23 protein-coding genes are annotated in these 24,901 nt (G+C 70.0%); 9 read left to right on the top strand and 14 right to left on the bottom strand.

The features are described from left to right. Nucleotides 1–285 (top strand): hypothetical protein (locus KBA23_RS08870; RefSeq protein WP_290739578.1); only part of this gene is annotated, 285 nt, incomplete at its 5' end. A 29-nt stretch (nt 286–314) separates the two neighbouring features. Here the strand turns inward: KBA23_RS08870 and KBA23_RS08865 are convergent. Genes KBA23_RS08865 through KBA23_RS08845 form a run of 5 tightly spaced genes read right to left on the bottom strand, consistent with a single transcriptional unit; the run spans nt 315 to nt 6,052 of the window. After that, nucleotides 315–1,232, bottom strand: a complete 918-nt coding sequence (locus tag KBA23_RS08865) for an ABC transporter permease (protein ID WP_290739575.1) — start codon at nt 1,230–1,232, stop codon at nt 315–317. Beyond that, nucleotides 1,225–2,235, bottom strand: coding sequence for an ABC transporter permease (locus KBA23_RS08860; RefSeq protein WP_290739572.1), 1,011 nt, complete (start codon nt 2,233–2,235; stop codon nt 1,225–1,227). Before KBA23_RS08860 ends, KBA23_RS08865 begins: the two co-directional genes overlap by 8 nt. Nucleotides 2,236–2,294: 59 nt before the next feature. Next, complete coding sequence (locus KBA23_RS08855; RefSeq protein WP_290739569.1) at nt 2,295–3,995, bottom strand: peptide ABC transporter substrate-binding protein; 1,701 nt, start codon at nt 3,993–3,995, stop codon at nt 2,295–2,297. A 37-nt stretch (nt 3,996–4,032) separates the two neighbouring features. Continuing rightward, entirely contained in the window at nt 4,033–5,055 is a 1,023-nt protein-coding gene (locus KBA23_RS08850) for an ABC transporter ATP-binding protein (RefSeq protein WP_290739566.1), read from the bottom strand. Further along, complete coding sequence (locus tag KBA23_RS08845; RefSeq protein WP_290739563.1) at nt 5,048–6,052, bottom strand: ABC transporter ATP-binding protein; 1,005 nt, start codon at nt 6,050–6,052, stop codon at nt 5,048–5,050. Before KBA23_RS08845 ends, KBA23_RS08850 begins: the two co-directional genes overlap by 8 nt. A gap of 251 nt (nt 6,053–6,303) precedes the next feature. On the opposite strand from KBA23_RS08845, the gene KBA23_RS08840 reads away from it, so the two are divergent. Then, nucleotides 6,304–7,476 (top strand): M20 aminoacylase family protein, encoded by a 1,173-nt coding sequence (locus KBA23_RS08840; RefSeq protein ID WP_290739560.1) that lies wholly within the window; start codon nt 6,304–6,306, stop codon nt 7,474–7,476. Between the two features lie 2 nt (nt 7,477–7,478). On the opposite strand, the gene KBA23_RS08835 is transcribed toward KBA23_RS08840, so the two are convergent. The 5 genes from KBA23_RS08835 to KBA23_RS08815 form a co-directional block, all read right to left on the bottom strand. Then, nucleotides 7,479–8,114 (bottom strand): DUF1796 family putative cysteine peptidase, encoded by a 636-nt coding sequence (locus KBA23_RS08835; RefSeq protein WP_290739557.1) that lies wholly within the window; start codon nt 8,112–8,114, stop codon nt 7,479–7,481. Nucleotides 8,115–8,553: 439 nt separating this feature from the next. Beyond that, nucleotides 8,554–9,285 (bottom strand): peptidase, encoded by a 732-nt coding sequence (locus tag KBA23_RS08830; RefSeq protein ID WP_290739554.1) that lies wholly within the window; start codon nt 9,283–9,285, stop codon nt 8,554–8,556. A gap of 10 nt (nt 9,286–9,295) precedes the next feature. Further along, on the bottom strand, nt 9,296–10,132 hold the full coding sequence (locus KBA23_RS08825; RefSeq protein WP_290739551.1) for a transglutaminase family protein: 837 nt from the start codon (nt 10,130–10,132) through the stop codon (nt 9,296–9,298). Further along, entirely contained in the window at nt 10,132–11,085 is a 954-nt protein-coding gene (locus KBA23_RS08820; protein WP_290739548.1) for an alpha-E domain-containing protein, read from the bottom strand. The genes KBA23_RS08825 and KBA23_RS08820 overlap by 1 nt, the downstream gene beginning before the upstream one ends. 1 nt (nt 11,086) lies before the next feature. Beyond that, nucleotides 11,087–12,478: a circularly permuted type 2 ATP-grasp protein gene (locus KBA23_RS08815; RefSeq protein WP_290739545.1), complete on the bottom strand. Its 1,392-nt coding sequence runs from the start codon at nt 12,476–12,478 to the stop codon at nt 11,087–11,089. 279 nt (nt 12,479–12,757) lie between these two features. Between KBA23_RS08815 and KBA23_RS08810 the strand changes: the two genes are divergently transcribed. The 6 genes from KBA23_RS08810 to panC all read left to right on the top strand — a co-directional run bounded on the left by KBA23_RS08810 (nt 12,758) and on the right by panC (nt 19,033). Then, nucleotides 12,758–13,861 (top strand): ABC transporter ATP-binding protein, encoded by a 1,104-nt coding sequence (locus KBA23_RS08810; RefSeq protein ID WP_290739542.1) that lies wholly within the window; start codon nt 12,758–12,760, stop codon nt 13,859–13,861. Between the two features lie 56 nt (nt 13,862–13,917). Further along, nucleotides 13,918–14,982, top strand: coding sequence for an ABC transporter substrate-binding protein (locus KBA23_RS08805; RefSeq protein ID WP_290739539.1), 1,065 nt, complete (start codon nt 13,918–13,920; stop codon nt 14,980–14,982). A gap of 52 nt (nt 14,983–15,034) precedes the next feature. After that, entirely contained in the window at nt 15,035–16,297 is a 1,263-nt protein-coding gene (locus tag KBA23_RS08800; RefSeq protein WP_290739536.1) for an ABC transporter permease, read from the top strand. 5 nt (nt 16,298–16,302) lie between these two features. Continuing rightward, a complete protein-coding gene (locus tag KBA23_RS08795; protein WP_290739533.1) occupies nt 16,303–17,214 on the top strand; it encodes an ABC transporter permease in 912 nt (303 codons plus the stop codon). 118 nt (nt 17,215–17,332) lie between these two features. Further along, complete coding sequence (panB, locus tag KBA23_RS08790) at nt 17,333–18,121, top strand: 3-methyl-2-oxobutanoate hydroxymethyltransferase (protein ID WP_290739530.1); 789 nt, start codon at nt 17,333–17,335, stop codon at nt 18,119–18,121. Continuing rightward, the gene (gene panC / locus KBA23_RS08785; RefSeq protein WP_290739527.1) at nt 18,122–19,033 is read left to right on the top strand and encodes a pantoate--beta-alanine ligase; all 912 of its coding nucleotides are present in this window, start codon (nt 18,122–18,124) and stop codon (nt 19,031–19,033) included. It abuts the gene before it with no gap. Between the two features lie 276 nt (nt 19,034–19,309). Here panC and murC read toward each other — a convergent pair whose 3' ends face one another. The 4 genes from murC to KBA23_RS08765 all read right to left on the bottom strand — a co-directional run bounded on the left by murC (nt 19,310) and on the right by KBA23_RS08765 (nt 24,026). Further along, nucleotides 19,310–20,737 carry a UDP-N-acetylmuramate--L-alanine ligase gene (murC, locus tag KBA23_RS08780; RefSeq protein ID WP_290739524.1) on the bottom strand — a complete coding sequence of 476 codons (1,428 nt, stop codon included), beginning with the start codon at nt 20,735–20,737 and terminating at the stop codon, nt 19,310–19,312. A gap of 96 nt (nt 20,738–20,833) precedes the next feature. Further along, nucleotides 20,834–21,958 (bottom strand): UDP-N-acetylglucosamine--N-acetylmuramyl-(pentapeptide) pyrophosphoryl-undecaprenol N-acetylglucosamine transferase, encoded by a 1,125-nt coding sequence (locus KBA23_RS08775; RefSeq protein WP_290739521.1) that lies wholly within the window; start codon nt 21,956–21,958, stop codon nt 20,834–20,836. Nucleotide 21,959: 1 nt separating this feature from the next. Further along, nucleotides 21,960–23,120: a putative peptidoglycan glycosyltransferase FtsW gene (locus tag KBA23_RS08770; protein ID WP_290739518.1), complete on the bottom strand. Its 1,161-nt coding sequence runs from the start codon at nt 23,118–23,120 to the stop codon at nt 21,960–21,962. Nucleotides 23,121–23,453: 333 nt separating this feature from the next. After that, nucleotides 23,454–24,026, bottom strand: coding sequence for a cytochrome b (locus KBA23_RS08765; RefSeq protein WP_290739515.1), 573 nt, complete (start codon nt 24,024–24,026; stop codon nt 23,454–23,456). A gap of 219 nt (nt 24,027–24,245) precedes the next feature. Between KBA23_RS08765 and KBA23_RS08760 the strand changes: the two genes are divergently transcribed. Beyond that, entirely contained in the window at nt 24,246–24,716 is a 471-nt protein-coding gene (locus KBA23_RS08760) for a TNT domain-containing protein (RefSeq protein ID WP_290739512.1), read from the top strand. Nucleotides 24,717–24,901: the final 185 nt, after the last annotated feature.

The following is a 24,901-nucleotide window of genomic DNA, read 5'->3' as shown; positions in this document are numbered from 1 at the left end:
CTTCTCAAGATGCTGAGCGACGCGTTCGCCTACGAGTTCGGCAGCTCGCGCGGGTCGAAGGAAAAGACCGAGGACCTGATCGCGATCAGCGAGGCCAACCAGGCGGCCACCGCCCGCGCCGTCAAGACCGCCCAGACCCAGGCCGCCACCGTCGCGGCGCGCGTCGTCCGGGAGACCAAGGCGGCGGTCACGACCGGGGCCGCGACCGCCACGGCCGTCGCCGAGACGCTTGCCAATCCGAAGCCTCGCGACTTCGTCGGGCAACTCGTGCGGGGCGAGATCTGAACCCGAGCCGCGCGCCAGCCCGCGGACGATCAGCGTCCGCGGATGCGCGGATCCAGCGCGTCGCGGAGGCCGTCGCCGACGAAGTTTATCGAGAGCACCGTGAGCGAGATCGCGAGGCCGGGCCAGAGGACGCGGGCGGGCGTCAGCGTCATGAAGTCCTTGCCGTCGTAGAGAAGCCGGCCCCAGGTCGGAAAGTCGGGCGGGAAGCCGAGGCCGAGGAAGCTGAGCGCGCTTTCGGTGATGATGGCCCCGGCGACGCCGATGGTGGCGGAGACCATGATCGGCGACAGCACGTTCGGCAGGATGTGGCGCAGGATGATCCGGCGCGAGGGTGTGCCGATCGACTTCGCCGCCAGCACGAATTCGCGTTCCTTGAGCGCCAGCACGTCGCCGCGGACGATGCGGGCCGTCTGCATCCACGAGGTGATCCCGATCAGGAACACGATGAGGAGGAAGATGCCGGCCTCGGGGCCGAACAGCACCCGCAGCGTGTCGCGGAAGAGCATGATCGCGACGAGCAGGAGCGGCAGCAGCGGCAGGGCGAGGAAGAGGTCGGTCATGCGCATCAGCGGGCCGTCGAGGCGGCGGAAATAGCCGGCGAGGACGCCGATCAGCGTGCCGATCACCAGCGAGATCAGCATCGCGACGACGCCGACGAGCATCGAGACCCGCCCGCCCTGGAGCACCTGGGCGAAGATGTCGCGGCCGATGTTGTCGGTGCCCATTGGATGCACGAGCGACGGCGGCGCGTTGCGGGCGCGCACGTCGATGAACTGCGGGTCGGTTCCGTAGACCATCGGGCCGAAGACCACGCAGAGCACGATGGCGGTGAAGATCACCACGCCGAGCATGGCGCCGCGGTGGCGGCGGAAGGCGACCCAGACGTCGGACCAGAGGCTGCGCTGGGGGGCGTCAATCTGCGGCGCGCCGACGCTCGCGTCACTCATAGCGGATCCTCGGGTCGAGCATGCCGTAGAGGAGATCGGCGACCAGGTTGAAGAGCACGATCAGCACCGCGAACATGAAGGTCAGGGTCTGCACCAGCGGAATGTCGGCGCCCTGGATGCCGGTGATGAGGAGCTGGCCGATGCCGTTCACCCGGAAGATCTGCTCGGTGATGATCGCGCCGCCGAAGATCGTCGGGATGCCGAGCGCGATCACGGTGACGACCGGGATCAGCGAGTTCCGGAGCACGTGGATCAGAATCACCGCCCGTTCGCGCAGGCCCTTGGCGCGGGCGGTGCGGACGTATTCCTGGCCGAGGTTGTCGAGCATCGAGGCGCGCATGAAGCGGCTGAGCTGCGCCGCGTTGAACAGCGCGAGCACCATCACCGGCATGATCATCTGCCTGATCTGGAGCCACAGGGTCTGGGCGTTCGTCACCCGCAGGTTGGTGTCGTAGATCGAGGGCAGCCAGCCGAGCCAGACCGAGAAGATCACGATGAAGAGCAGGCCGGTGAAGAAGGTCGGCGCCGAGAAGCCGATCATCGAGAACAGCGTGCCGAACTGGTCGAACCACGAATACTGCCGGTAGGCCGAGATCACGCCGATCGGGATCGCGATCAGGATGCCGACGAGGTAGGAGAGGCCGACCACCCACAACGTCTGGGGCAGGCGCTCGAGGATCAGATCGGTCACGGGCGAGCGGGTCTGCCAGGAGATCACCCGCATCCGCTGGCCCTCGCCGAAGCTCCAGCCGGTCGCCTGCTCGATCAGGTGCAGCGGCTCGTTGACGAAGAACTGTTCGAGCCACTTGACGTAGCGGATGTGGAAGGGCTCGCCGAGGCCGAGCGAGATGCGGATCTGCTCGCGGACCTCGGCGGGAATGGTGAGCGGCAGGTTGGCGGTCGGGTCCCCCGGGCTGAGGTCGAGCAGCGCGAAGATGATGAAGCTGATGACGAGCAGCGTCGGGATGGCGAACAGGAGCCGTCGCAGCGCGTAGGCGAACATGTGATCCCTCCTCGGCCGCCGGGCCCGGACGGGGGATACCGCCCGGGCCGCGCTTCAGGTCAGGACTTCTCGCGGTACCAGTCGGCCGCGTTCCAGAGTTCGCTGTCCCACGGGTTCATGATCACGCCGCCGAGCGCGTTCGATTTGGTCGAGACGCGGCCGCGGTGGACGAGCGGGATGAACGAGGGCGAGTTGACGATCATGTCGTTGAGTTCGATCGCGATCTTGGCGCGGGCGTCCTGGCCGGCGGTCTTGCCGAGCTCGGCGTGCAGCGCGTCGTAGTCGGGGTTGCACATGCGGGAGGTGTTGTTGCCCTGCCACTGGTTCTCGATGCTCGGCGCCTGGGAGCAGACCCAGTCGCCGAGATACTTCTCCGGGTCGGTGCCGTCGAAGTTGTTGGCGTACATCTCGACGTCGGCGAAGAACTTCTGGAAGGTGTCGGGCGAGCCCGGGTCGCCGCCGAAGAAGACGCCGCCGTCGATGTTGCGCAGCTCGGTCTCGACGCCGATCTGGGCCCAGTCCTGCTTGATCAGCGCCTGCGCCGCCTGGCGAACGGAGTTCGTCGAGCTCTGGAACAGCAGCGACAGGCGCTTGCCGTCCTTCTCGCGGACCCCGTCGGAGCCCATCATCCAGCCCGCCTCGTCGAGGAGCTTGTTGGCCTGGTCGACGTCGCGGGTCTTGCACCAGTCGTTGTTGGTCGAGGCGTTGTATTCGGGCGCGGGCACGAGGTTGCAGGTCATCTGGCCCGCAGCGCCGTAGCCCGTCTCGATGAGGATCGCCCGGTCGATGGCGAGCGACAGCGCCTTGACCACGTTCTCGTCGGTCAGGATCGGGTGCGGGTGCTTGACGGTGGAGCGCTCCTCGCCGAGGGCGGGGTCGGGGTCGGTCTGGTTGACCTGGATGCGCTCGACCAGCGTGCCGAAGGCGGAGACGACCTTGCCCTTGCCGGCCGCCTCCATGGCGGTGAGGATCTCGGGCTCGACCTGGGCGTTCCAGGCGTAGTCGAACTCGCCGGTCTCGAGCACGGAGCGCGCCGCCGAGGCCGCGTCGCCGCCGCCCTTCAGCACCATGTTGGCGAAAGCGGGCTTCTCCGGGTCGCGGAAGTTCGGGTTGGCCGAGAGCACGACGACGTCGTTGGCCTTGAAGTCGTCGACGACGAAGGGCCCGGTTCCGATCGGCTTGGTGTTGGCTTCGGTGCAGGTCGGGGCGGCGACGCCGAGGCAGTTGGCGAACTGCGCCTTCTGGATGAGCGGCGACTGCGCGCCGACGAGCGGCCCGTAGGGGTATGGCTTCGGCACCGAGAACGTCACCTTGATCGTCTGCGGGTCGACGGCCTCGACGCTGGCGACGTCGCCAAAGTTCGGCAGCTGCGCGCAGCCGCCGTCCGGGTCGGTGCAGTACTGCCAGGTGAAGACGGCGTCGTCGGCGGTGACGGGCGTGCCGTCGGACCAGAGGATCCCTTCCTTGAGCTTCCAGGTGATGGTGGTCAGGTCCTCGGAGATGCCGCCGTTCTCGAGCGTCGGTATGTCTTCCGCGAGGTAGGGGACGAGCTGGCCGTCCGGGCCGAAGCGGGCGAGCGGTTCGAGAACGAGGCTCGCCGCCTCGAGGTCCTTGGTGCCGGAGGAGAGGTAGGGCGTCATGATCGAGACGGCCTGCCAGTAGAGGACGTTGACCTGGCCGTCCGATCCGCGCTCGGCATGGGCGGCCGGCGCGAGGAGCGCCAGCGCCGCGGCCCCAGTCAGCATGTGTCGCAGTGTCATGAATCGCTCCTTCGCGGTTGATGGTGGCGGCGGGCGCTCATGCCGCGCGCGCCGCGGGTTCGGCAAGGAAGCACGCCGCCCTGTGGCCCCCGCCGAGGTCGTAGAGGGGCGGCGTCTCGATCCGGCAGCGGTCGAACACCCTGGGGCACCGGGTCGAGAAGGCGCAGCCCGGCGGCGGGTTGGACGGGCTCGGGACGTCGCCCTTGAGCACGATCCGCCGCCGCTTCGCCTCGATCTCCGGGTTCGGGCTCGGGACGGCGGAAATCAGCGCCTGGGTATAGGGATGGGCCGGGCGGTCGTAGAGCGTCTCGCGGGCGGCGATCTCCACGAGCTTGCCGAGGTACATCACCGCGACCCGCGTGGCGAGGTGGCGCACCATCGACAGGTCGTGGCTGATGAAGAGGTACGTGAGCCCGAGTTGCTGCTGGAGGTCCTCGAGAAGGTTCACCACCTGCGCCTGGATCGAGACGTCGAGCGCGGCGATCGGCTCGTCGCAGACGATGAACTTCGGGTTGAGCGCGAGCGCGCGGGCGATGCCGATGCGCTGGCGCTGACCGCCGGAGAACTCGTGCGGGTAGCGGTTGACGAAGGTCCGGTTGAGGCCGACGGCGTCCATCAGCTCCGTCACGCGGGCGCGGCGCGCGGCGCGGGACTGGCGCGTATGCTCGTCGAGCGGCTCGGCGATGATCGAGCCCACGGTCATGCGCGGGTTCAGGCTCGCCTGCGGATCCTGAAAGATCATCTGCATCTTCGGCCGGAGGGTGCGCAGCGCGTCGCCTTCCAGATGGGCGATGTCGCGGCCCTCGAGCACGATCGCGCCGGCGGTTGGCTCGTAGAGCCGCAGGATAGCCCGGCCGGCGGTGGACTTGCCGCAGCCCGACTCGCCGACGAGCCCGAGCGTCTCGCCCTCGGCAACGGAGAAGGTGATGTCGTCGACCGCCTTGACCGCGCCGGCCCTGCGGCGGAGCACCCCCTTGTAGATCGGGAAGTGCATCTTCAGCCCCTCGACGCGCAGGAGCGGCTCGGCGGCGCGGGGCAGGGGGGTCGCGGCGTCAGACATGGCGGGGCTCGTCGGTGGCCGGATCCCACCAGCAGGCGACGTCGTGACCCTCGCCGACCGGGATGCGCGTCGGGTTCTCGACCCGGCAGCGGTTGAAGGCGTGGCGGCAGCGCGGCGCGAAGGGGCAGGCGCGGGGATACTGGAGCAGGATCGGCGGCTGTCCCTCGATGGTCCTGAGCCGCGTCGCCCTCGGGCCGGTGACCGAGGGCACGGTGGCCAGCAGCGCGCGGGTGTAGGGGTGCTGCGGGTCCGAGAAGATCGCCTTGACCGGTCCGTGCTCGACGACCTGCCCCGCGTACATGACCATCACCCGGTCGGCGATGCCGGCGACGAGGCCGAGGTCGTGGGTGATCCAGATGATCCCCATCCCGAGCTTCTGGCGCAGGTCGCGCACGATCTCGAGGATCTGCGCCTGGATCGTCACGTCGAGCGCGGTGGTCGGTTCGTCGGCGATCAGCACCTTGGGGTCGCAGGACAGCGCCATGGCGATCATCACCCGCTGGCGCATGCCCCCCGAGAACTGGTGCGGATAGTCGTCGAGCCGGCGGGCGGCGTCGGGGATGCCGACGAGTTTCAGGAGCTCGGCGGCGCGGGCGCGGGCGGCGGATTTCGACAGGCCGAGATGGACGCGCAGCGGTTCGACGAGCTGGTAGCCCACGGTGAAGACCGGGTTCAGGCTCGTCATCGGATCCTGAAAGACGAAGCCGATCTCGCCGCCCCGCAGCTCGCGCATCTGGGCGTCGGACATGCGCCGCACGTCGCGGCCCTGGTAGCGGATCTCGCCGCCGACGATTCTCGCGGGCGGCGAGGGCAGGAGCCGCATCAGCGACATCATGGTGACGGACTTGCCGGAGCCGCTCTCGCCCACGACGCCGAGAAGCTCGCCCGGCGCGATGGCGAAACTCACGCCGTTCACCGCGTGAACCGCGCCGTCGCGCATCTGGAACACGGTCTGAAGATCGCTGACTTCCAGGACCGGCGCGGGTCCGTCGAGCATTGGTGGCTCCCTGCCGAGCGTCACGGCGCAGGCGCCGTTCTCGGATCGCTCCGGCGGCGCCATTGCCCGAAAGTAAACAGCAAGAAACACCTTCCCACAACGGGGAATGTGCCGGGAGGCGCAGGGAGGAATCCGGCTTGACGCTCGGGGTAGCCCTCCGCAGATTGCGAGAGGCGGTCATCCTTCAGCCGGGAGGCGGGTCCGTCGCGCCGGGCGGCCGGCCGGGCCGCGATCCATCGAAGGCCGCCCCGATGCCCGTCCTGAACCGCCTCGCCGACCGCGCGTCCGTCCATGCCGAGTGGCGGCGCGACCTTCATCGCCATCCCGAGCTCGAGTTCGACGTGCTGCGCACGGCGGGGATCGTGGCGGAGAAGCTGGCGGAGTTCGGCTGCGACGAGGTCGTGACCGGCATCGGCCGGACCGGCGTCGTCGGGCTGATCCGGGGCCGGTCGACGGGCTCGGGCCGGGTGATCGGGTTGCGCGCCGACATGGATGCGCTGCCGATCGAGGAGACGACGCAGGCGTCCTGGGCCTCGCAGACGCCCGGCAGGATGCACGCCTGCGGTCACGACGGGCACACGACGATGCTGCTCGCCGCGGCCGAGCACCTCGCCGAGACCCGCGCCTTCGACGGAACCGTGGCGGTGATCTTCCAGCCTGCCGAGGAGGGCGGCGGCGGCGGGCGCGAGATGGTCCGCGACGGCATGATGGAGCGATTCGGGATCCAGCAGGTGTTCGGGATGCACAACCTGCCCGACCTCCCGGTGGGCGACTTCGCGGTGCGGCCCGGGCCGATGCTCGCCGCGGCGGATCGTTTCCTGATCGAGGTCGTCGGCAAGGGCGGGCACGCGGCGATGCCGCACGGCGCCGTCGACCCGACGCTCGCGGCCTCGGCGATCGTGATGGCGCTGCAATCGATCGTGGCGCGCAACGTCGACCCGCTGAAGGAGGGCGTCGTCTCGGTCACCTCGTTCCGCACCGCGAGCGACGCCTTCAACGTCATCCCGGAACGGGTGGACCTGCTCGGCACCGTTCGGACCCTGTCGCCGGAGATGCGCGACCTGATCGAGCGGCGGATGGGCGAGGTGATCGACGGGACCGCGCGCGCCTACGGCGCGACCGCGCGGTTCGAGTACCAGCGCAACTACCCGGTCATGGTGAACGACGCGGCCTGCGCCGCCTTCGCCGCGCGGGTGGCGACGGACGTGGTGGGCGAGGCCCGGGTCGACGCCGACGCGCCGCCGCTTATGGGGGGCGAGGACTTCGCCTTCATGCTCGAGGCGCGGCCGGGGGCGTTCGTCTTCGTCGGCAACGGTCCGACCGCGGCGCTGCATCACCCGGCCTACGACTTCAACGACGATCTCATCCCCTATGGCGCGAGCTACTGGGTGCGGCTGGTCGAGACGGCGATGCCGGGGGCCTGAGATCAGACCGCCCGGGCCATGGCCCCGGGGCGGAGGGGGAACTCGGCGAAGACGCGGTCCCAGGAGGGGAGATGGCCGTCGTGGGCCCGCGAGGGATCGGCGAAGCGGTCCAGGTAGCGGTTGTGCAGCCGCGGCTCGCCCCAGTCGGCCTCGGCGCGGTCGGCGGTCTGGAGGAGCACGACCTCGAAGTCGTGGTCGGGGTAGCGTCCGGCGAGGAGGTCGCGCAGTTCCAGCGCCTTTTCCCGGGCGGCCTCGTGGGCGGTCTTGACCACATAGAGCACCCGGTTCGGCGAGGCGGCCAGGGTGCGGAAGCGGTCGGCGAGCATGGCGTACTTGGCGGCGCTTTCGGTGTAGAGTTCCTCGAAGCGCGGACCTTCGAGCGCGCGGCCGAGTTCCTTGCGGTAGGCGCTGTGGTATTTCATGCCGTAGCCGCGGTCGAGGATCATGCCGACGTCCTGGGTGACTTCGAGGTTCTCGCGCCGATAGGCTCCGGCGAAGTCGGCGCGCAGGATCTCGACGAGCGCGTCGAGCGGCGTCACCAGCCAGTTGAAATAATAGGCGACGTCCCGGCCGAGCAGGCGGCGGAACTGGAAGGCTCCCTCGCAATTGTGGCCGAGCGATACGTAGTTGTCGAACATGCGGACCCCCTCGCGCGCCGTCCCCAACCCGGGGGACGCGCACGGAGACTATCGCAGGACCGCCGGCAGATCCCGCGTCGCGAGACGGGTTGCTTTGCGAAGCATGAACGCCGCCCGGAGCCGCCCGCGGTCGGGGGTGAGCCGGCGTCACGGCGCTTGCCCTGGCGGGGCGCGGCAAGTGGCGGCAAAGGCGTGATCTTATACCGGCGGGCTCATGAAACGACTCGCGGGCGCTTTTTGGCCTTTGACGCTTTTATCGTTTGTACTCAGATAGTTACCATATCTATCACGCGTGTTAGCCCGTGCTGCGCCGGGTGGCCTGGTAGACTCGCCGGTACTATCCGGCTGGAACGCGGCTGGAATCGGGCAGGAATCCGCCTTGTCACTTTTCAGGTTTCGACAAGGCTCCGGCGCTGGTCCGGCGCCCGGGTCGTTGGCGTCAGTCCGGCATGTCGAGGAAAGCGGTGCGGAGCGCGCGGCCCCAGGCGTCGGACATCTCGGAAAAGCGGGGGTCGCCCGGCTCGAAGCGCTCGCGCACGCCGACCCGGTGCTCGTCCCGGCGGATGATCGCAAGGTCGAGCGGCATTCCGACCGAGAGGTTCGAGCGCATCGTCGAGTCCATGGAGAGGAGCGCCACCTTGCGGCCCTCGGCGAGCGAGGTGGAGGGGCGCACCACCCGGTCGAGGATCGGCTTGCCGTACTTGAACTCGCCGATCTGGAGGTAGGGCGTGTCGTCGGTCGCCGTGATGAAGTTTCCCTCGGGGTAGATGAGGAAGAGCCGCAGCCCCCCGCCGCGGCGCTGGCCGCCGAGGATCAGGGAGGCCGAGGCGGAGGGCGCCTGATCCATCTGGCGCATCCGGCCACGGATGGAGACCGAGACCTCGAAGAGCGTGCGCCCGACGATCTCGGCGACGTCGAGCATGGTCTCGGCGAGCAGGATCGAGGTCGCGGGCGTCGCGTCGGCGCGCTCGGCGTCGTGGGTCAGCCTGTCGATCACCGTCTGGGTGACCGAGAGATTGCCCGACGTCATCAGCGCGATCACCCGTTCGCCCGGCTGCTCGAAGAAGAACAGCTTGCGGAAGATCGAGATGTCGTCGATCCCGGCATTGGTGCGGGTGTCGGCGAGAAGGACGATTCCGGCGTCGAGCAGGAGGCCGACACAGTAGGTCATGCAGGCGGCCTCATTGCTGGGTCTGCGAGCGGGACGGCGAGCTGGAAACGGTCACGTCCACGTCGAGCGCCTCGACGGCGCCGCCGCGCGAAATGCCCCGGATCGGCGCGGCCTCGCGGGCGTCGCGGCCCGAGCCGAGGCGGATGTAACGGTCGTCCGGGCAGCAGCGGTTGGCGACGTCGAAGCCGACCCAGCCGAGGCCGGCGATGAAGATCTCGGCCCAGGCATGGCTCGCCTCGACCCCGTCCTCGCCGGCGCCGGCGAAGAGGTAGCCGACGGCGTAGCGCGCGGGCAGGCCGCAGAGGTGAGCGAGCGCGATCGCGGCGTGGGCGTGGTCCTGGCAGACGCCCTTGCCCTGCTCCAGCGCCTCGGCGGCGGTGGTGTGGGCGTCGGTCGCGCCGGGGGCGTACTCGATCGCGTCGGCGACGGCGGCGGCGATGCGGTGGGCGCGGCCGAGCGCGTCGTCCTCGCTCGCGCCCTTCACGGCGGCGGCGGCGAGTTCGGTCAGCGGCCGGTCGGGGTGGGTCGCGGCGGTGGGGACGAGATAGACCCGCGGCGAAATCGCCTCGCGGTGGTTGCGCAGGACGCCGGAGGTGTCGGTGGTCTCGACCTCGCCCTCGACCAGCACTTCGACCCGGTCGACCGGGCCGGCGATGGTGAGCGTTCGCACCGCATCGCCGGCGCCGTCTACGAAGCTCGCCCCGATCTCGCCGCCGTCGGCGGCGACGTTCCAGGCGATCGTGCGCTGCGAGACGCAGACCGAGGGCGTGAGTCGATGGCTCTGCACGATCCAGCGCATCGGCGCGTCGAAGGCGTAGACGGTGCGGTGGCGAACGGAGAGACGCATCACTGGGGCCCGAACAGGTAGGCGTCGGCGACGTCCTGGCCGAGCGCGGCGTTGCGGTTGATGAACCGCGTGAGGAACTCGTGCAGGCCCTCGCCGATGATGTCCTCGATCCGCGCGTCGGAAAGATCGGCGACGATCTCGCGGATGCGGTCGTGGGCGAAGGTCGCGCGCCCATAGGCCCCGGCGAGCCGCGCGAGATGGAAGTCGGCCTTGCCGGAGCAATGAAGGAGCGAGCGCGGACAGGCGCGGTTGAGGATCAGGAAGTCGGCGATCTTGCGCGGCGTGTACTCGCCGCCATAGGCCCAGTGGAAGGCGCGGAACGCCGAGAGCGAGCGCAGGAGCGTCGTCCACTGGTAGGTGTCGATCGTGCCGCCGACCATGTCGGTGGTCGGCAGCAGGACGAAGTACTTCACGTCGAGGATGCGCGCGGTGTTGTCGCCGCGCTCGATATAGTAGCCGAGGTTGAGGAAGTCGTAGCCGTCGTTCTGGAGGTGCGACGTCTCGGTCGAGCCGCGCAGCAGCGCGCCCTGGCGCTTCGTCCATTCGCAGAGCTTGGGCAGCAGCGCCTCGGTGCGGGGCTCGCGCTCGATGCCGGCGATCTCGAGGAAGGCGCCGTTCAGCGCGTCCCACATCTCGGTGGTGAGCGCGGTGCGCACGGCGCGGCCGTTCTGCCGCGCGGTCTCGATGCAGGCGATCACCGAGGAAGGGTTGTCGCGGTCGAAGAACAGCCAGGACTCGACGTCGCGCTGGCGGTAGTCCTCGCCGAACTTGGCCTCGAAGCCTTCCGACGAGCCTGCGGCGGCGACGAGCGAGGCCCATTCGTTGCGGTAGCCCTCGGCGGCCGAGGGCATCATCGCCATGCGGTAGCCGACCTCGAGCAGGCGGGCCATGGTCTCGGCCCGCTCCATGTAGCGGGCGAGCCAGTAGAGGCTTTCGGCGGTGCGGCTCAGCATGTCAGTCGGCCAGAACCCAGGTATCCTTGACGCCCCCGCCCTGCGACGAGTTCACCACCAGCGAGCCCTCGCGCATGGCGACGCGGGTGAGGCCGCCGGGCACGAGGTGCACCTCGCGGCCGACGAGGCAGTAGGGGCGGAGATCGACGTGCCGGGGCGCGAGGCCGCTGTCGACGAAGGTCGGCACCGTCGACAGCGACAGCGTCGGCTGGGCGATGAAGTCGTCCGGCGCGGCCTTGATGCGCTCGGCATAGGCGGCGATCTGCTCCGCGGTCGAGGCGGGCCCGACCAGCATCCCGTAGCCGCCCGAGCCGTGCACCTCCTTGACCACCAGATCCTTGAGGTTCGCCAGCACGTGCATGCGGTCGGCCGGGTCGGCGCATTTCCACGTCTGCACGTTCTTCAGAATCGGCTGCTCGCCGAGGTAGAAGCGGATCATCTCGGGCACGTATGTGTAGACGGCCTTGTCGTCGGCCACGCCGGAACCCGGGGCCGAGCAGATCGACACGCCGCCCGAGCGGTAGACGTTCATCAGCCCCGGCACGCCGAGCATCGAATCGGGCCGGAAACACAGCGGATCGAGGAAGCTGTCGTCGATGCGGCGATAGATGACGTCAACGCGCTTCGGGCCCTGGGTCGTGCGCATCCAGACGAACTCGCCCTGCACGAACAGGTCCTGGCCCTCGACGAGTTCGACGCCCATCTGGTCGGCGAGGAACGAGTGCTCGTAATAGGCCGAGTTGAACGAGCCCGGCGAGAGCACGACGCAGGTCGGCTCGCTCTCGCATTTCGGCGGGGCGACGGAGGCGAGCGTCCGGCGGAGCTTTTCGGGGTAGTCGTCCACGGGCGCGATGCGGATCGAGCGGAACAGTTCGGGGAACATCCGCATCATGATCTCGCGGTTCTCCAGCATGTAGGAGACGCCCGAGGGGGTGCGGCAGTTGTCCTCGAGGACGAAGAACTCCTCCGGCCCGGTGCGCACGATGTCGATGCCGACGATGTGGGAATAGACCCTGGCCGGCGGGTCGATCCCGACGACGGCGGGCTCGTAGGCTTCGTTGCGATAGACGAGGTCGGCCGGGACCACCCCGGCGCGGATGATCTCGGCGCGGTGGTAGACGTCGTGGAGGAAGGCGTTGAGCGCGCGCGCCCGCTGCTTCACGCCGCGCTCGAGCTTGCGCCACTCGCGTTCGGTGAAGACCCGCGGCATCATGTCGAACGGGATCAGCCGCTCGACGTCGCCGCCTTCGCCGTAGACCGCGAAGGTGATGCCGATGCGGCGGAACAGCGCCTCGGCCTCCTGCTGCTTCTGGGCGATGACCTCGGGAGGGGTCCGCTTCACCCAGGCGTCGACGGATGCGTACGCCTCCCGCAGGGTCTCGCCGTCATACATCTCGTTGAAGAATGAGATGACGGCCTCCCCCGTTGAACCGGGTCCATGTAGAAGCCGCGTTCGAGGAAACGCAAGCGGGTTGGAGGCGTTCCGCGTCGGCGCCCGGGTGAGGCGCCCGTTTTCCGGGCGCCTCCACGCCCCCGGCCCTGCTTTCGCGCATGGCCGGATCGGGCGTTCCCCAGCCGGACGCCGGCTGCGTTGGGGTTTGCGTCTCGGCGGGCGACGTGGTTTAGTTCGCGGCAAGCGGGCGCAGCCCCGCCGCGGAAACAGGGATGTCGCATGAACGCCGGACGCGGCGACGAAGCATTCGTGGCCTTCGAGCACGTGCAGAAAAGCTATGACGGCGAGACGCTGGTCGTCAAAGACCTCAATCTCGACATCGGCAGGGGCGAATTTCTGACCATGCTCGGGCCATCCGGCTCGGGCAAGACCACCTGCCTGATGATGCTGGCGGGATTCGAGACCGCCACCCACGGCGAGATCCGCCTCGCGGGGCGGCCGATCAATTCGGTGCCGCCGGAGAAGCGCGGCATCGGCATGGTGTTCCAGAACTACGCGCTGTTCCCGCACATGACGGTCGGCGAGAACCTTGCCTTCCCGCTCGAGGTGCGCAAGCTCGGCAGGGCCGAGATCGAGGCGAAGGTGAAGCGCGCGCTCGACATGGTGCAGATGGGCGCCTTCGCCGCGCGCCGCCCGGCTCAGCTCTCGGGCGGCCAGCAGCAGCGCATCGCGCTGGCGCGCGCGCTCGTCTTCGAGCCGGAGCTGGTGCTGATGGACGAGCCGCTGGGCGCCCTCGACAAGCAGCTGCGCGAGCACATGCAGTTCGAGATCAGGCGCCTGCACGAACGGCTCGGGGTGACCGTGGTCTACGTCACCCACGACCAGGGCGAGGCGCTGACAATGTCGGACCGGGTCGCGGTGTTCAACGACGGCCGCATCCAGCAGCTCGCGCCGCCCGAGGAGCTGTACGAGCGGCCCGAGAACCGGTTCGTCGCGAGCTTCATCGGCGAGAACAACACGCTCGAGGGCGTGGTCGAGACCATCTCCGGGGGCGCGTGCACCGTGCGCCTCGCCACCGGCGAGATCCTCGACGCGGCGCCCGTCAACGTCACCCGCCCGGGCGAGCGCACCACCGTCTCGATCCGTCCCGAGCGGGTGGAGTTCAAGCCGGAGAACATCCCTCCCGGCGTGCACACGGTCGAGGCGGAAGTGCTCGAGTTCATCTACATGGGCGACGTCTTCCGCACGCGGATGCGGGTCGCGGGGAACGACAACTTCGTGATGAAGTGCCGCAACAGCGTCGGCCAGCGCAAGCTCGAGCCGGGCGAACGCGTGCCGATCGGCTGGGCGCCGCACGACGCGCGCGCGCTCGACCCGCTCTGAAGACGGGCCAAACCAAAGGCCCGGATACGAATACGACAACCCGGAGAGAGGCCAAGATGAAGAGATTTCTGTTCCTGACCAGCGCGCTGGCGTCCCTTGCCGTCACCGCCGCGGCGCAGGAGATCACCGTCGTCTCGTGGGGCGGCGCCTATGGCGCGAGCCAGATGGAGGCCTACCACAAGCCCTATCAGGCGCTGACCGGCATCAAGATAAACTCGGTCGACGCCGACAACCCGGCGACGCCGATCAAGGCGCAGGTCGAGGCGGGCAACGTCACCATCGACGTCGCCGACGTCGAGCCATCGGATCTGGTGCGGCTCTGCGACGAGGGCGCGCTCGAGGTGCTGGCGATCGACGAGTTGCCCGACGGCGCGGACGGGACGCCCGCCGCCGAGGACTTCATCGAGGGCGGGCTCTATGACTGCGGCGTGGGCACCATCGTCTATTCGACGCTGATCGCCTACCGCACCGACGGCACGGCCCCGACCTCGACCGCGGACTTCTTCGATCTCGAGAAGATCCCCGGCAAGCGCGGCCTGCGCAAGGGCGCGAAATACGCGCTCGAGCTCGCGCTGATGGCCGACGGCGTGCCGCCAGCGGAGGTCTACGACATGCTCGCCACGCCCGAGGGCGTCGACCGCGCCTTCGCCAAGCTCGACACGATCAAGGATCAGGTGGTGTGGTGGGAGGCCGGCGCGCAGCCGCCGCAGCTGCTCGCCGACGGCGAGGTGGTGATGACGACCGCCTATAACGGCCGCATCTTCAACGCCATGATCTCGGAGAACCAGCCGTTCGAGCTGTTCTGGCCGAACCAGATCCTCGACTTCAACCTCTTCGTGATCCCCAAGGGCGCGCCGAACAAGGAAGCGGCCTGGGAGTTCATCAAGTGGGCGACGGACACCCAACGGTTGGCGGATCAGGCGAGCTTCATCAGCTACGGACCCGCGCGCAAGTCCTCGGCGCCCCTGGTCGGCCTGTTCAAGGACGGCAAGACCGAGATGGGTCCGCACATGCCGACCAATCCCGACTACATGGCCGACGCGCTGACGACCGACATCGAGTTCTGGGCCGACCACGACATCGAGCTCAACGAGCGGTTCAACGCCTGGCTGGCCAGCTGACGACGACAGCGGCGGCGGGTCCGGCCCGCCGCCGCAGCCGCGGAGCGCGCGTATGGCTGAAATCGCGAGGGATGCCCCGGAGCGGATGACGGCGGCTGACGGGACGCCGCTCAAGGCGGCGCTCGCCCGCGCCCAGGGGCGGGCGCGGCGGCGGGCCTTCCTGCTCGTCGCGCCGCTCCTCGTCTTCGTGCTGGCGAGCTTCGTCATCCCGATCGGCCAGATGCTGCACCGCTCGGTGCACAATCCGGTCTTCTCCGCCAACATGCCGGCGACGACCGCGTGGTTCGGCGCCAACCCGGTCGGGACCGAGCCCGACGAAGCCGCCTTCGCCGCGCTCGCCGCCGACCTCGCGGCAGCGGCCGAGGCGCGCACCATCGGCGCGGTCGGCACTCGGGTGAACTACGAGATGCAGGGCACGCGCTCGCTCTTCACCTCGGCGGGGCGCAAGGCGGACGACCTCGAGGCGCCCTTTCGCGCGGCGATGCTCGACCTCGATCGCCGCTGGGGCGAGCCCGAGCTGTGGAACACGATGCGCAACGTGTCCTCGCCCTACACGGCGAACTTCTATCTCGCCGCCGCGGACCGGTTCCGCGACCTCGACGGCGGCATCTCGCGCGTCGCCCCCGAGCGCCAAGTCTACCTGACGCTGTTCCAGCGGACCTTCCTGCTCTCGGCGCTCATCACGGCGATCTGCCTGCTGCTCGGGTTTCCCATCGCGCACCTGCTGGCGACTCTGCCGCTGCGCTACTCGAACCTGCTGATGATCCTGGTGCTGTTGCCGTTCTGGACCTCGCTTCTCGTGCGCACCACCGCCTGGATGGCGATCCTCCAGGGGCAGGGGGTGCTCAACAACGCCCTCGTCGCGCTCGGCGTGATCGGCGACGACGGCCGCATCGCGCTCATGTACAACCAGGCCGGCACCGTCATTGCCATGACGCACATCCTGCTGCCGTTCATGGTGCTGCCGCTCTACTCGGTGATGCGCAACATCAACCCGTCCTACGTGCGCGCGGCGCGCTCGCTCGGCGCGTCCTCGTGGACCGCCTTCCGCAGGGTCTACGTGCCGCAGACCCTGCCGGGGGTGGGCGCGGGGGCGCTCCTGTGCTTCATCCTCGCGGTCGGCTACTACATCACGCCGGCGCTCGTCGGCGGCGCCTCGGGGCAGTTGATCTCGAACCTGATCGCCTTCCACATGCAGAACTCGCTCAACTGGTCGCTCGCCGCGGCGCTGGCGACGCTGCTGCTCGCGGCGGTGCTGCTGCTCTACTGGGTCTATGACCGGCTCGTCGGCGTCGACAACATGAAGCTCGGGTGACGCACATGGCGCTTCCGGTTTACGCGACCCCGCTCGAGCGTCTGTGGCGGTGGGTCTACCTCGCCATCTGCGCGTTGGTCTTCCTGTTCCTGATCGCGCCGATCCTCATCATCATTCCGCTCAGCTTCAACGCCGAGCCCTACTTCACCTTCACCGAGAAGATGCTCCGGCTCGATCCCGAGGGCTATTCGCTGCGCTGGTACGACACGCTGCTGACCATGGGCATGGCCGCGCCGGACGCACCGCGCGACGCCGCCTGGTGGTCGGATTCCTGGCGCAACGCCGCCTGGGTCAACGCGGCCAAGAACTCGCTCATCATCGGCTTCTTCGCCACGATCCTCGCGACCTGTCTCGGCACGCTGGCGGCGCTCGGCCTCGCGCGGCCGGAGATGCCGTACCGGCGCACGATCATGGCGATCCTGATCTCGCCGATGATCGTGCCGATCATCATCACCGCCACCGGCCTGTTCTTCTTCTACTCGATGACCGGGCTCGCCAACTCCTATCTCGGGATCATCCTCGCCCATGCGACGCTCGGCATCCCCTTCGTCATCATCACCGTCACCGCGACGCTGGTCGGCTTCGACCAGTCGCTGAACCGCGCCGCGCTCTCGCTCGGCGCCTCGCCGACGCGGGCCTTCTTCAAGGTGACGATGCCGCTGATCATGCCCGGGGTGATCTCCGGCGCGCTCTTCGCCTTCGTCACGTCGTTCGACGAGGTGGTGGTGGTGCTCTTCGTCGCGGCGCACGACCAGCAGACCATCCCGCGGCAGATGTGGAACGGCATCCGCGAGCAGATCTCGCCGGCGATCCTCGCGGTCGCCACCATTCTCGTGGTGATCTCGATCGCGCTCCTGACCGTGCTTGAGTTGCTGCGCCGGCGCTCGGAGCGGCTGCGCGGCCTGTCGCCGGGTTGAGCCGCGCCGTGCGCCGCGGGGCGCGGGGCTTGACGGCGGCGCGGGAAACATGCTCCCGGAAGAGCCGGAGATCGCGGCCGGGGGAACGCCGATGAGCGCCGAGGGGTCGAAGAGGGCAATGACGCCGGCGGTGGTCCGCGCCCGCAAGGGCGGCGAGCCGCTGGTCTGCCTCACCGCCTACACCACGCCCATGGCGCGGATCGTCGATGCTCATGCCGACGTCATCCTCGTCGGCGACAGCCTCGGGATGGTGGTGCACGGGCTGCCCTCGACGCTCGGCGTGACGCTCGACATGATGATCCTGCACGGTCGCGCGGTGATGCGGGCGCGGCCCCGGGCGCTGGTCGTGGTCGACCTGCCCTTCGGCGCCTACGAGGCGGGACCGGCGCAGGCCTTCGCGGCGGCGGCGCGGGTGATGGCCGAGACCGGTTGCGCCGCGGTGAAGCTCGAGGGCGGCGTCGCGATGGCGGAGACCGTCGCCTTCCTCGTCGCCCGCGGGATTCCGGTGATGGCGCATGTCGGGTTGATGCCGCAGCAGGTGAACGCCATCGGCGGCTACCGGGTGCAGGGACGCGGCGCGGACGCCGAGCGCGTGCTGGCGGACGCGCAGGCTGTGGTCGCGGCAGGGGCCTTCGCCGTCGTGCTGGAGAAGGTGGCCGAGCCGCTCGCCCGCCGGATCACCGAGGCGGCGCCCGTGCCCACCATCGGCATCGGCGCCTCGGCGGCCTGCGACGGGCAGATCCTGGTGGTGGACGACATGCTGGGGATCTTCTCCGAGTTCCGGCCCTCCTTCGTGCGGCGCTACGCCGAACTCGGAGCGATGGCCGAGGCCGCCGTCGCCGCCTATGCCGCCGACGTTCGGACGCGGGCCTTTCCCGGGCCCGAGCACGTCTTCGCCGACACGTAGATGGACGCGCCCGAGATCGTGCGCACGCGGGCCGACCTCCGCGCGCAGGTCGCCGCCTGCAAGGCGGGCGGGGCGCGCGTGGGCGTCGTTCCGACCATGGGGGCGCTGCACCAGGGGCATCTGAGCCTGGTGCGCGCCGCGAAGGAGGGGGCGGATCGGGTGATCGTCACGCTCTTCGTCAATCCGCGGCAGTTCGACAGCGCCTCCGACCTCGCCGCCTATCCGCGCACCGAGGCGGACGACGCGCGCAAGCTCGCGCCGTTCGGGGTCGACATGCTCTATGCGCCGCGGCCGGAGGAGATCTATCCGGAGGGGTTCGCCACGACGGTGTCGGTCGCGGGGATCTCCGAGGGCCTGTGCGGCGCCTACCGGCCCGGGCATTTCGACGGCGTGGCGACCGTGGTGGCGAAGCTCCTGATCCAGACGGGGGCGGACCGGGCGTTCTTCGGGGAGAAGGATTACCAGCAGTTGCTGCTCGTGCGTCGCCTGGCGCGCGACCTCGATTTGCCGGTGGAGATAGTAGGCTGTCCGACGGTGCGCGAGGCGGACGGGCTGGCTCTGTCCTCGCGCAACGTCCGGCTGTCGCCGGAGGCCCGGGTCGTGGCGTCGGCGCTGGCGGCCACGCTCCACCGCGCAGCCACCGCGATCTCCAGCGACGGCGCCCCGGTCGCGGCGACGCTGAGCGGGGCCGAGGCCGCGATCCTCGCGGCCGGCTTCGAGCGGGTTGAGTACCTCGAGCTGCGGCGCGCCGACGACCTGGCGCCCGCCGATGATCTCACCGCGCCATGCCGCCTGCTCGCGGCCGCCTGGCTCGACGGGGTGCGGCTGATCGACAACATGCCCGTCCCGGCGCGCCACGTCCGCCCGCCGCGGCCCCGCGCCGGCCGCCTCCGTCCGACGCCGCCGGCCTGACGGCCGCCGCCGGCGGACGGACCGAGGCGCCGCGTCGAGGTCGCGCGCACGGCACCGTTCCGTCCGCGGCGCACGGCGCCGTTGCACTTGTTCGACCGTCTCCCCGCCCCGGCGGCGGGTTCATGCGGTTTCCGTCTGAAGACTTCGGCGTCAATGGTTTACGGCGGATCCTTCGATGCACACCCTATGCACGACGTATGCACAACGCATATGCCAAGCAAAAGAGTCGGGATTGAATCGTCAATGCAGGCGTGAGGCATTCGGGCGGAGGCCGTATCAGGCCTCGACGGTCTCCTTCGCCCCGTTCTGCTGCGCGAGCCGTGCGGGGAGCGCGTTCGCCCAGGCGCTGATCGTGCCGGCGCCGAGGCAGACCAGCATGTCGCCCGGCCGGCACTCCGCCTTGACGAAATCGACGAGGCCGTCCTCGCCGGCGAGGGGCAGGGCGCGGCGATGGCCGTGGGCGATCAGCCCGCCCACCAGGGTGTCGCGGCTGACGCCTTCGATCGGGGCTTCGCCGGCGGAGTAGACATCGGTGATCGCCACCACGTCGGCGTCGTTGAAGGCGGCGCAGAACTGGGTGAAGAGGTCGCGCAGGCGGGTGTAGCGGTGCGGCTGGTGCACGGCGATCACCCTCCCCCTGGTCGCCTGCCGCGCCGCGCGCAGGACCGCGGCGATCTCGACCGGATGGTGGCCGTAGTCGTCGATGATGGCGACGCCGTTCCACTCGCCGACGCGGGTGAAGCGGCGGTTCACGCCCTCGAAGCCGGCGAGCGCCTCGCGGATCGCCTCCCGGGAGATGCCGAGATGCCGCGCCACGGCGATGGCGGCGAGCGCGTTCGAGACGTTGTGATCGCCGGTCATCGGCAGGATCGCCCCCTCGATCGACTGGCCCTCGGCGTTCAGCGCCACGTCGAAGCGGGCCGAGCCGTTCTCGAAGGCGAGGTTTCGCGCCTGCACGTCCGCCTGCGGGCTGAAGCCGTAGGTGGTGATGCGCCGGTCGGAGATGCGGCCCATCAGCGCCTGCACTTCCGGGTGGTCGATGCAGCACACGCCGAGCCCGTAGAACGGCACCGAGGAGACGAAGGCGTCGAAGGCGGCCCGGATCTTCTCGAAATCGCCCCAGTGGTCGAGGTGCTCGGGGTCGATGTTGGTCACGATGGCGATCTGCGCCGGCAGGCGGTTGAAGCTGCCGTCGCTCTCGTCGGCCTCGACCACCATCCACTCGCCGGCGCCGATGCGGGCGTTGGAGCCGTAGGCGCGGATCACGCCGCCGTTGATGACGGTCGGGTCCATGCCGCCGCCGTCGAGGAGCGCCGCGACCATGGAGGTCGTCGTGGTCTTGCCATGGGTGCCGGCGACGGCCACGCAGGACTTGAGCCGCATCAGCTCGGCGAGCATCTCGGCGCGGCGCACGACGGGGAGGTTGCGCGCCCGGGCGGCGTCGAGCTCGGGATTGCCGGGCTTGATCGCGGTGGAGATGACGACGACCCTGGCGTCACCGAGGTTCTCGGCGGCCTGGCCGATGAAGATCCGCGCGCCCTTCTCGGCGAGCCGGTCGGTGATGGCCGAGGCCTTGGTGTCCGAGCCCTGCACATCGAAGCCGTGGTTGAGCAGCACCTCGGCGATGCCGGACATGCCGATGCCGCCGATCCCGGTGAAGTGGATCGCGCCGATGTCGTGGGGAAGGCGGGTTTGTCCGTTCATGCTCGCTCCTCTCGCGGGCGGTTCAGGCGCGATCGTCTCGCGGGCGGTTCATGCTCGTTCCTCTCGCGGGCGGGTTCGGCGCCGTTGCGCGGCCGGTCACGCCCGCTTCTCCCGCGGCGAGGCGAGGCGGGCCCGGCTGGCGCCGAGGCGCTCGACCAGTTCCGCCAGTTCTGCCGCCGCGTCGGGACGGCCCCGGCCGCGGCTCGCCTCCGCCATCGCCTCGGCCCCCTCGGGGTCGGAGAGGATCGCCGCGACGTGGCCGGCGAGGGTCTCGGGCGTCAGCTCGTCCTCCCGGATCATGAAGGCGCCGCCGGCCTGCACCAGTCCGGCGGCGTTCGCCGCCTGATGATCGTCGGCGGCGAAAGGGTAGGGGACGAGGATCGACGGCCGGCCGATCACGGTGATGTCGGCGATCGAGCCCGCGCCGGCGCGCGAGACGACGAGCGTCGCCTCGGCGAGGCGCTGCGGCACGTCCTCGAAGAAGCCGCGCAGGTCGGCCGCCACGCCCATCTCCGCATAGGCGTCCTGCACCCGGGCCATGTCCTCGGGTCGCACCTGCTGGGAGAGGCGCAACCGCGCACGCATCTCCTCGGGCAGGAGCGCGATCGCCGAGGGCACGACGCGGGCGAAGACGCCGGCGCCCTGACTGCCGCCGATGACGAGGAGCCCCATCGGATGATCCCCGGGGGGCAGGTAGGGGGCATCGGCCTGCGCCAGCACCTCCTCGCGCACGGGGTTGCCGAGGTGGAAGGCGCGGGCGTCCTCGGGCAGCGGCGTCGGCCAGACGCCGCAGACCACGGCGTCGACGCGCGTGGCGAAGCTGCGGTTGACGCGGCCGAGAACGCCGTTCTGCTCGTGGATCAGCCGTGGCGTCCCGAGGATGGCGGCCGCGATCATCGCCGGAAGCGCCGGGTATCCGCCGAAGCCGGCGACGCAGGCCGGGCGGTCGCGGCGCATCGACCAGAGCGTGGAGATTGTTCCCCAGGCGATGGCGAAGGGCGCGGCGATCCGCGCCAGCCAGCTGCCCTGGGCGAAGGTGCCGGCGGCCGTCACCTGTCGCTCGACGGCCTGCGGAAACCCGCCGGCGTAGCGGGCGCCGCGGGCGTCGGTGGCGAGCTTGACGCGCCAGCCGCGCGCCAGCATTTCCTCGGCGAGCGCCTGGGCGGGGAACATGTGCCCGCCGGTCCCTCCGGCGGCGATGACAAGTAGCGGCGCGTCCATGTCAGCGGGTCCCGAGGATGTCGTCGATGTCGTGCTGCGGCCGCTTGCGGGTCAGCGCCAGCAGCGCGCCGAGCCCGAGGCAGGCGGCGATCAGCGACGAGCCGCCGTAGGAGATCAGCGGCAGCGTCATGCCCTTGGCCGGCAGCAACCGCACCGCGACGCCCATGTTGATGAGCGCCTGCATCCCGAGCAGCACGGCGAGCCCCGTCCCCGCGAGCCGGGTGAACGGATCGCGCTCGCTGACGAGGCGCAGCAGCGAGCGCACGACGATGGTGAGGTAGAGCGCCATGATGACGACGCAGAGGATGAGGCCAAACTCCTCGGCCGCCACGGCGATGATGAAATCGGTGTGGGCGTCGGGCAGGATCCACTTCACCTGGCCGTTGCCCGGGCCGACGCCGAGGAATCCGCCCTCCTGGATGGCGTTGGTCGCGTAGCCGATCTGGGTGCGCGGATCGACCTCGGAGGCGAGGAAGCCGTCGATGCGGCGGGCGACGTGCTCGGAGTTGTGGTAGGCGAACCAGCCGGCGCCGATCACGCCGGCGCCGACGCCGCCGAGCAGGAACACCGGCGCGCCGGCGGCGAAGTACATCAGCCCCCAGGTGGCGATGATGAGGCCCGCCTGCCCGAAATCCGGTTGCAGCGCCAGCGTCGCCGTCAGCGTCACCGCGACGACGAAGGAGAGGAGCCGCCCCGGCGGGCCGGAGATGTCGTAGGCGGCCGCCATCAGCCAGGCGGCGAAGATGGCGAAGGCGGGCTTGAGGAACTCCGAGGGCTGCACCGAGACGAAGCCGAGCGAATACCAGCGGACCGCGCCCTTGCCGAAGTCGGTGCCGAGCACGGGCAGGAGCGCGATGGCCAGCACCGAGCCCGCGAAGGCCAGCACGCCGAGGCGCCGGAGCGTCGTCGGCGACAGCATCGACGCGACGACCAGCGCCGTCAGCGCCACCGCCCCGAAGGCGGCCTGGCGGCTGACGTAGTGGAACGCGGGCAGGCCGTTCTTCACCGCGAGCGGCGGCGAGGCGGCCAGCCCGAGCAGCATCCCGGCAAGAAAGAGCCCGAGGATCGCGGCGAGCGACCAGCGGTCGACCGTGCGCCACCAATGCGGCAGGATCGGCTCGCCCGGCTTCGCCGGGGCCGCGCCATAGACCATCTCGGTCAAGGGAGCCTGCCTTCCATTCCGCCTGCACCGCCTCTGGCCGGCCGGATTGGCTCCGGTCCGGGCTCGTTGCGGCGTAGTCTAGCCGGATTGCGCGGAGAAGGCCAGCCTCTCGCGAATCGGTCGTTTTTCGGCCGGCGTTAGAACACGTCGAGGAGGTAGAGGATGATGATGATCGGGATCGGGATCCCGATCAGCCAGGCCAGGACGCCCTTCATGGCGGACCTCGTGGTTGCGGATCGGCAGGTCAACGCCGACCCGGCCCGACGGGTTCCGCGAGGGTCGGCATCGCGCGCGAGTCAGGGTCCGTCGGGGCGCCTGCCCCGGGGGAGGGCTTCAGGCTTGCGCAGCCGGTCGGTCGCTCGATCCGCGGGTCATGCGCGTCAGCGTGGCGTCCCCCCGAACGTGCCCGTGCCAGAGCGCCATCGCGACATGGCCGACGATCAGGACGAGCAGGGCCCAGCCCAGCGGCGCGTGCAGCGCGCTGCCCGGCGCCGTCAGCGCGCGGACCTGCTCGCCGCCGCGGGCGATGACCTCGACGCCCCAGACCGTGAGGCCGCGGCCGCTGCCGGCCGAACGCAGCAGCGCGAGGCTCGGCACGGCGATCATCAGGAGATAGAGCGCGAGATGTCCCAGCCGCGCCGCCCTGGCCACCGCCGCCGACCCTTCGGGCCGCGGCCGGCGCCGCAGGTTCGCGAGCCCCCAGGCGCCGCGCAGCAGGACGAGGACCCAAAGCGTGAAGCCGACGGAATAGTGCGTGGACCAGAAGAACTTCTCGATGGCGGTGTCCTCGGCGACGACCCGGAGGATCGCGCTGGCGAACTGCCAGGCGAAAAGCGCCGCCATCCCCCAGTGCAGGGCGCGGGTGACCGTGCCGTAGCCGGTTGGCGTGTCTTGCAGGGTCGACATCCTGGCCATCGGCGGGCCCTTCCCTTGTTGCGTTGCGGCAAGATCGGGGTATCGCTTCGCGAATGCAACGTCGGGAACCGTGCCGCCGGCTCACGATCCCGCGATGGCCCTGGCCGCTCGCCCCGACTGGAAGCCGAGTGCGTCGCGACCGGGCGCTTGCTCGCAGGGCGATCACGACATAAGGATCGGGAAGGATACAGGCGATCGGGGCGATCCATCATGCGGCATCTGGCGGTTCTCGCATTCATCCTCCTCGCCGGCTGCGCCGGCACGCCGGGGACGGCCCCGACCGCCAGCCTTCCCGAGGGCGCGCGGCCGGATCTCAGCCCGAAATGGGTGCAGGACGGCGACTATCGCTGGCCCCCGGACAACGGCTTCGACGGACCCGAGACCTATCTCGTGCTGCCGGCGGGGGTGCTCCTCGACCGCTTCGGTTCGGACTACGGCCGCTTCTTCAGCCCCAAGGGCGCGACGTTCGGCGCACGCGCCCTGCCCACGGTCTGCGCCAACCTCGTCTACTCGGTCTTCCGCGTCCAGACGCCGCTGCCGGTCAAGATCGGCTCCGCCGCGCCGTGGTTCGACGAGCCGGGCGGCGCGATCCAGGTCCAGACCGACGCCTCCGCCGCCCAGCTCCTCGCCGACGGGGTGCTGCGCCGGGTCGACGCGACCGGGTCGCCCTGCGACGGGTAGGCGGGCTCGTCTCCCCGGCCCGGTCCTCGGCGCCGCAACTGAAGGGTGGGTGATTGACTGTACCGCCCCCGGATCCTGAGACACCCGATTGCGTTTATGCGGCCAGCGGCATGGGGTCCATCCGGTCGCGTCGGAACTGGGCCGGGGAGCGGTGGCCGTGCCGCTCGATCAGCCAGCTTTCGTTG

It is taken from the genome of Amaricoccus sp. (assembly GCF_017995835.1).
Lineage (GTDB): Bacteria > Pseudomonadota > Alphaproteobacteria > Rhodobacterales > Rhodobacteraceae > Amaricoccus.
This window is presented reverse-complemented; position numbering and strand designations above follow the sequence as displayed.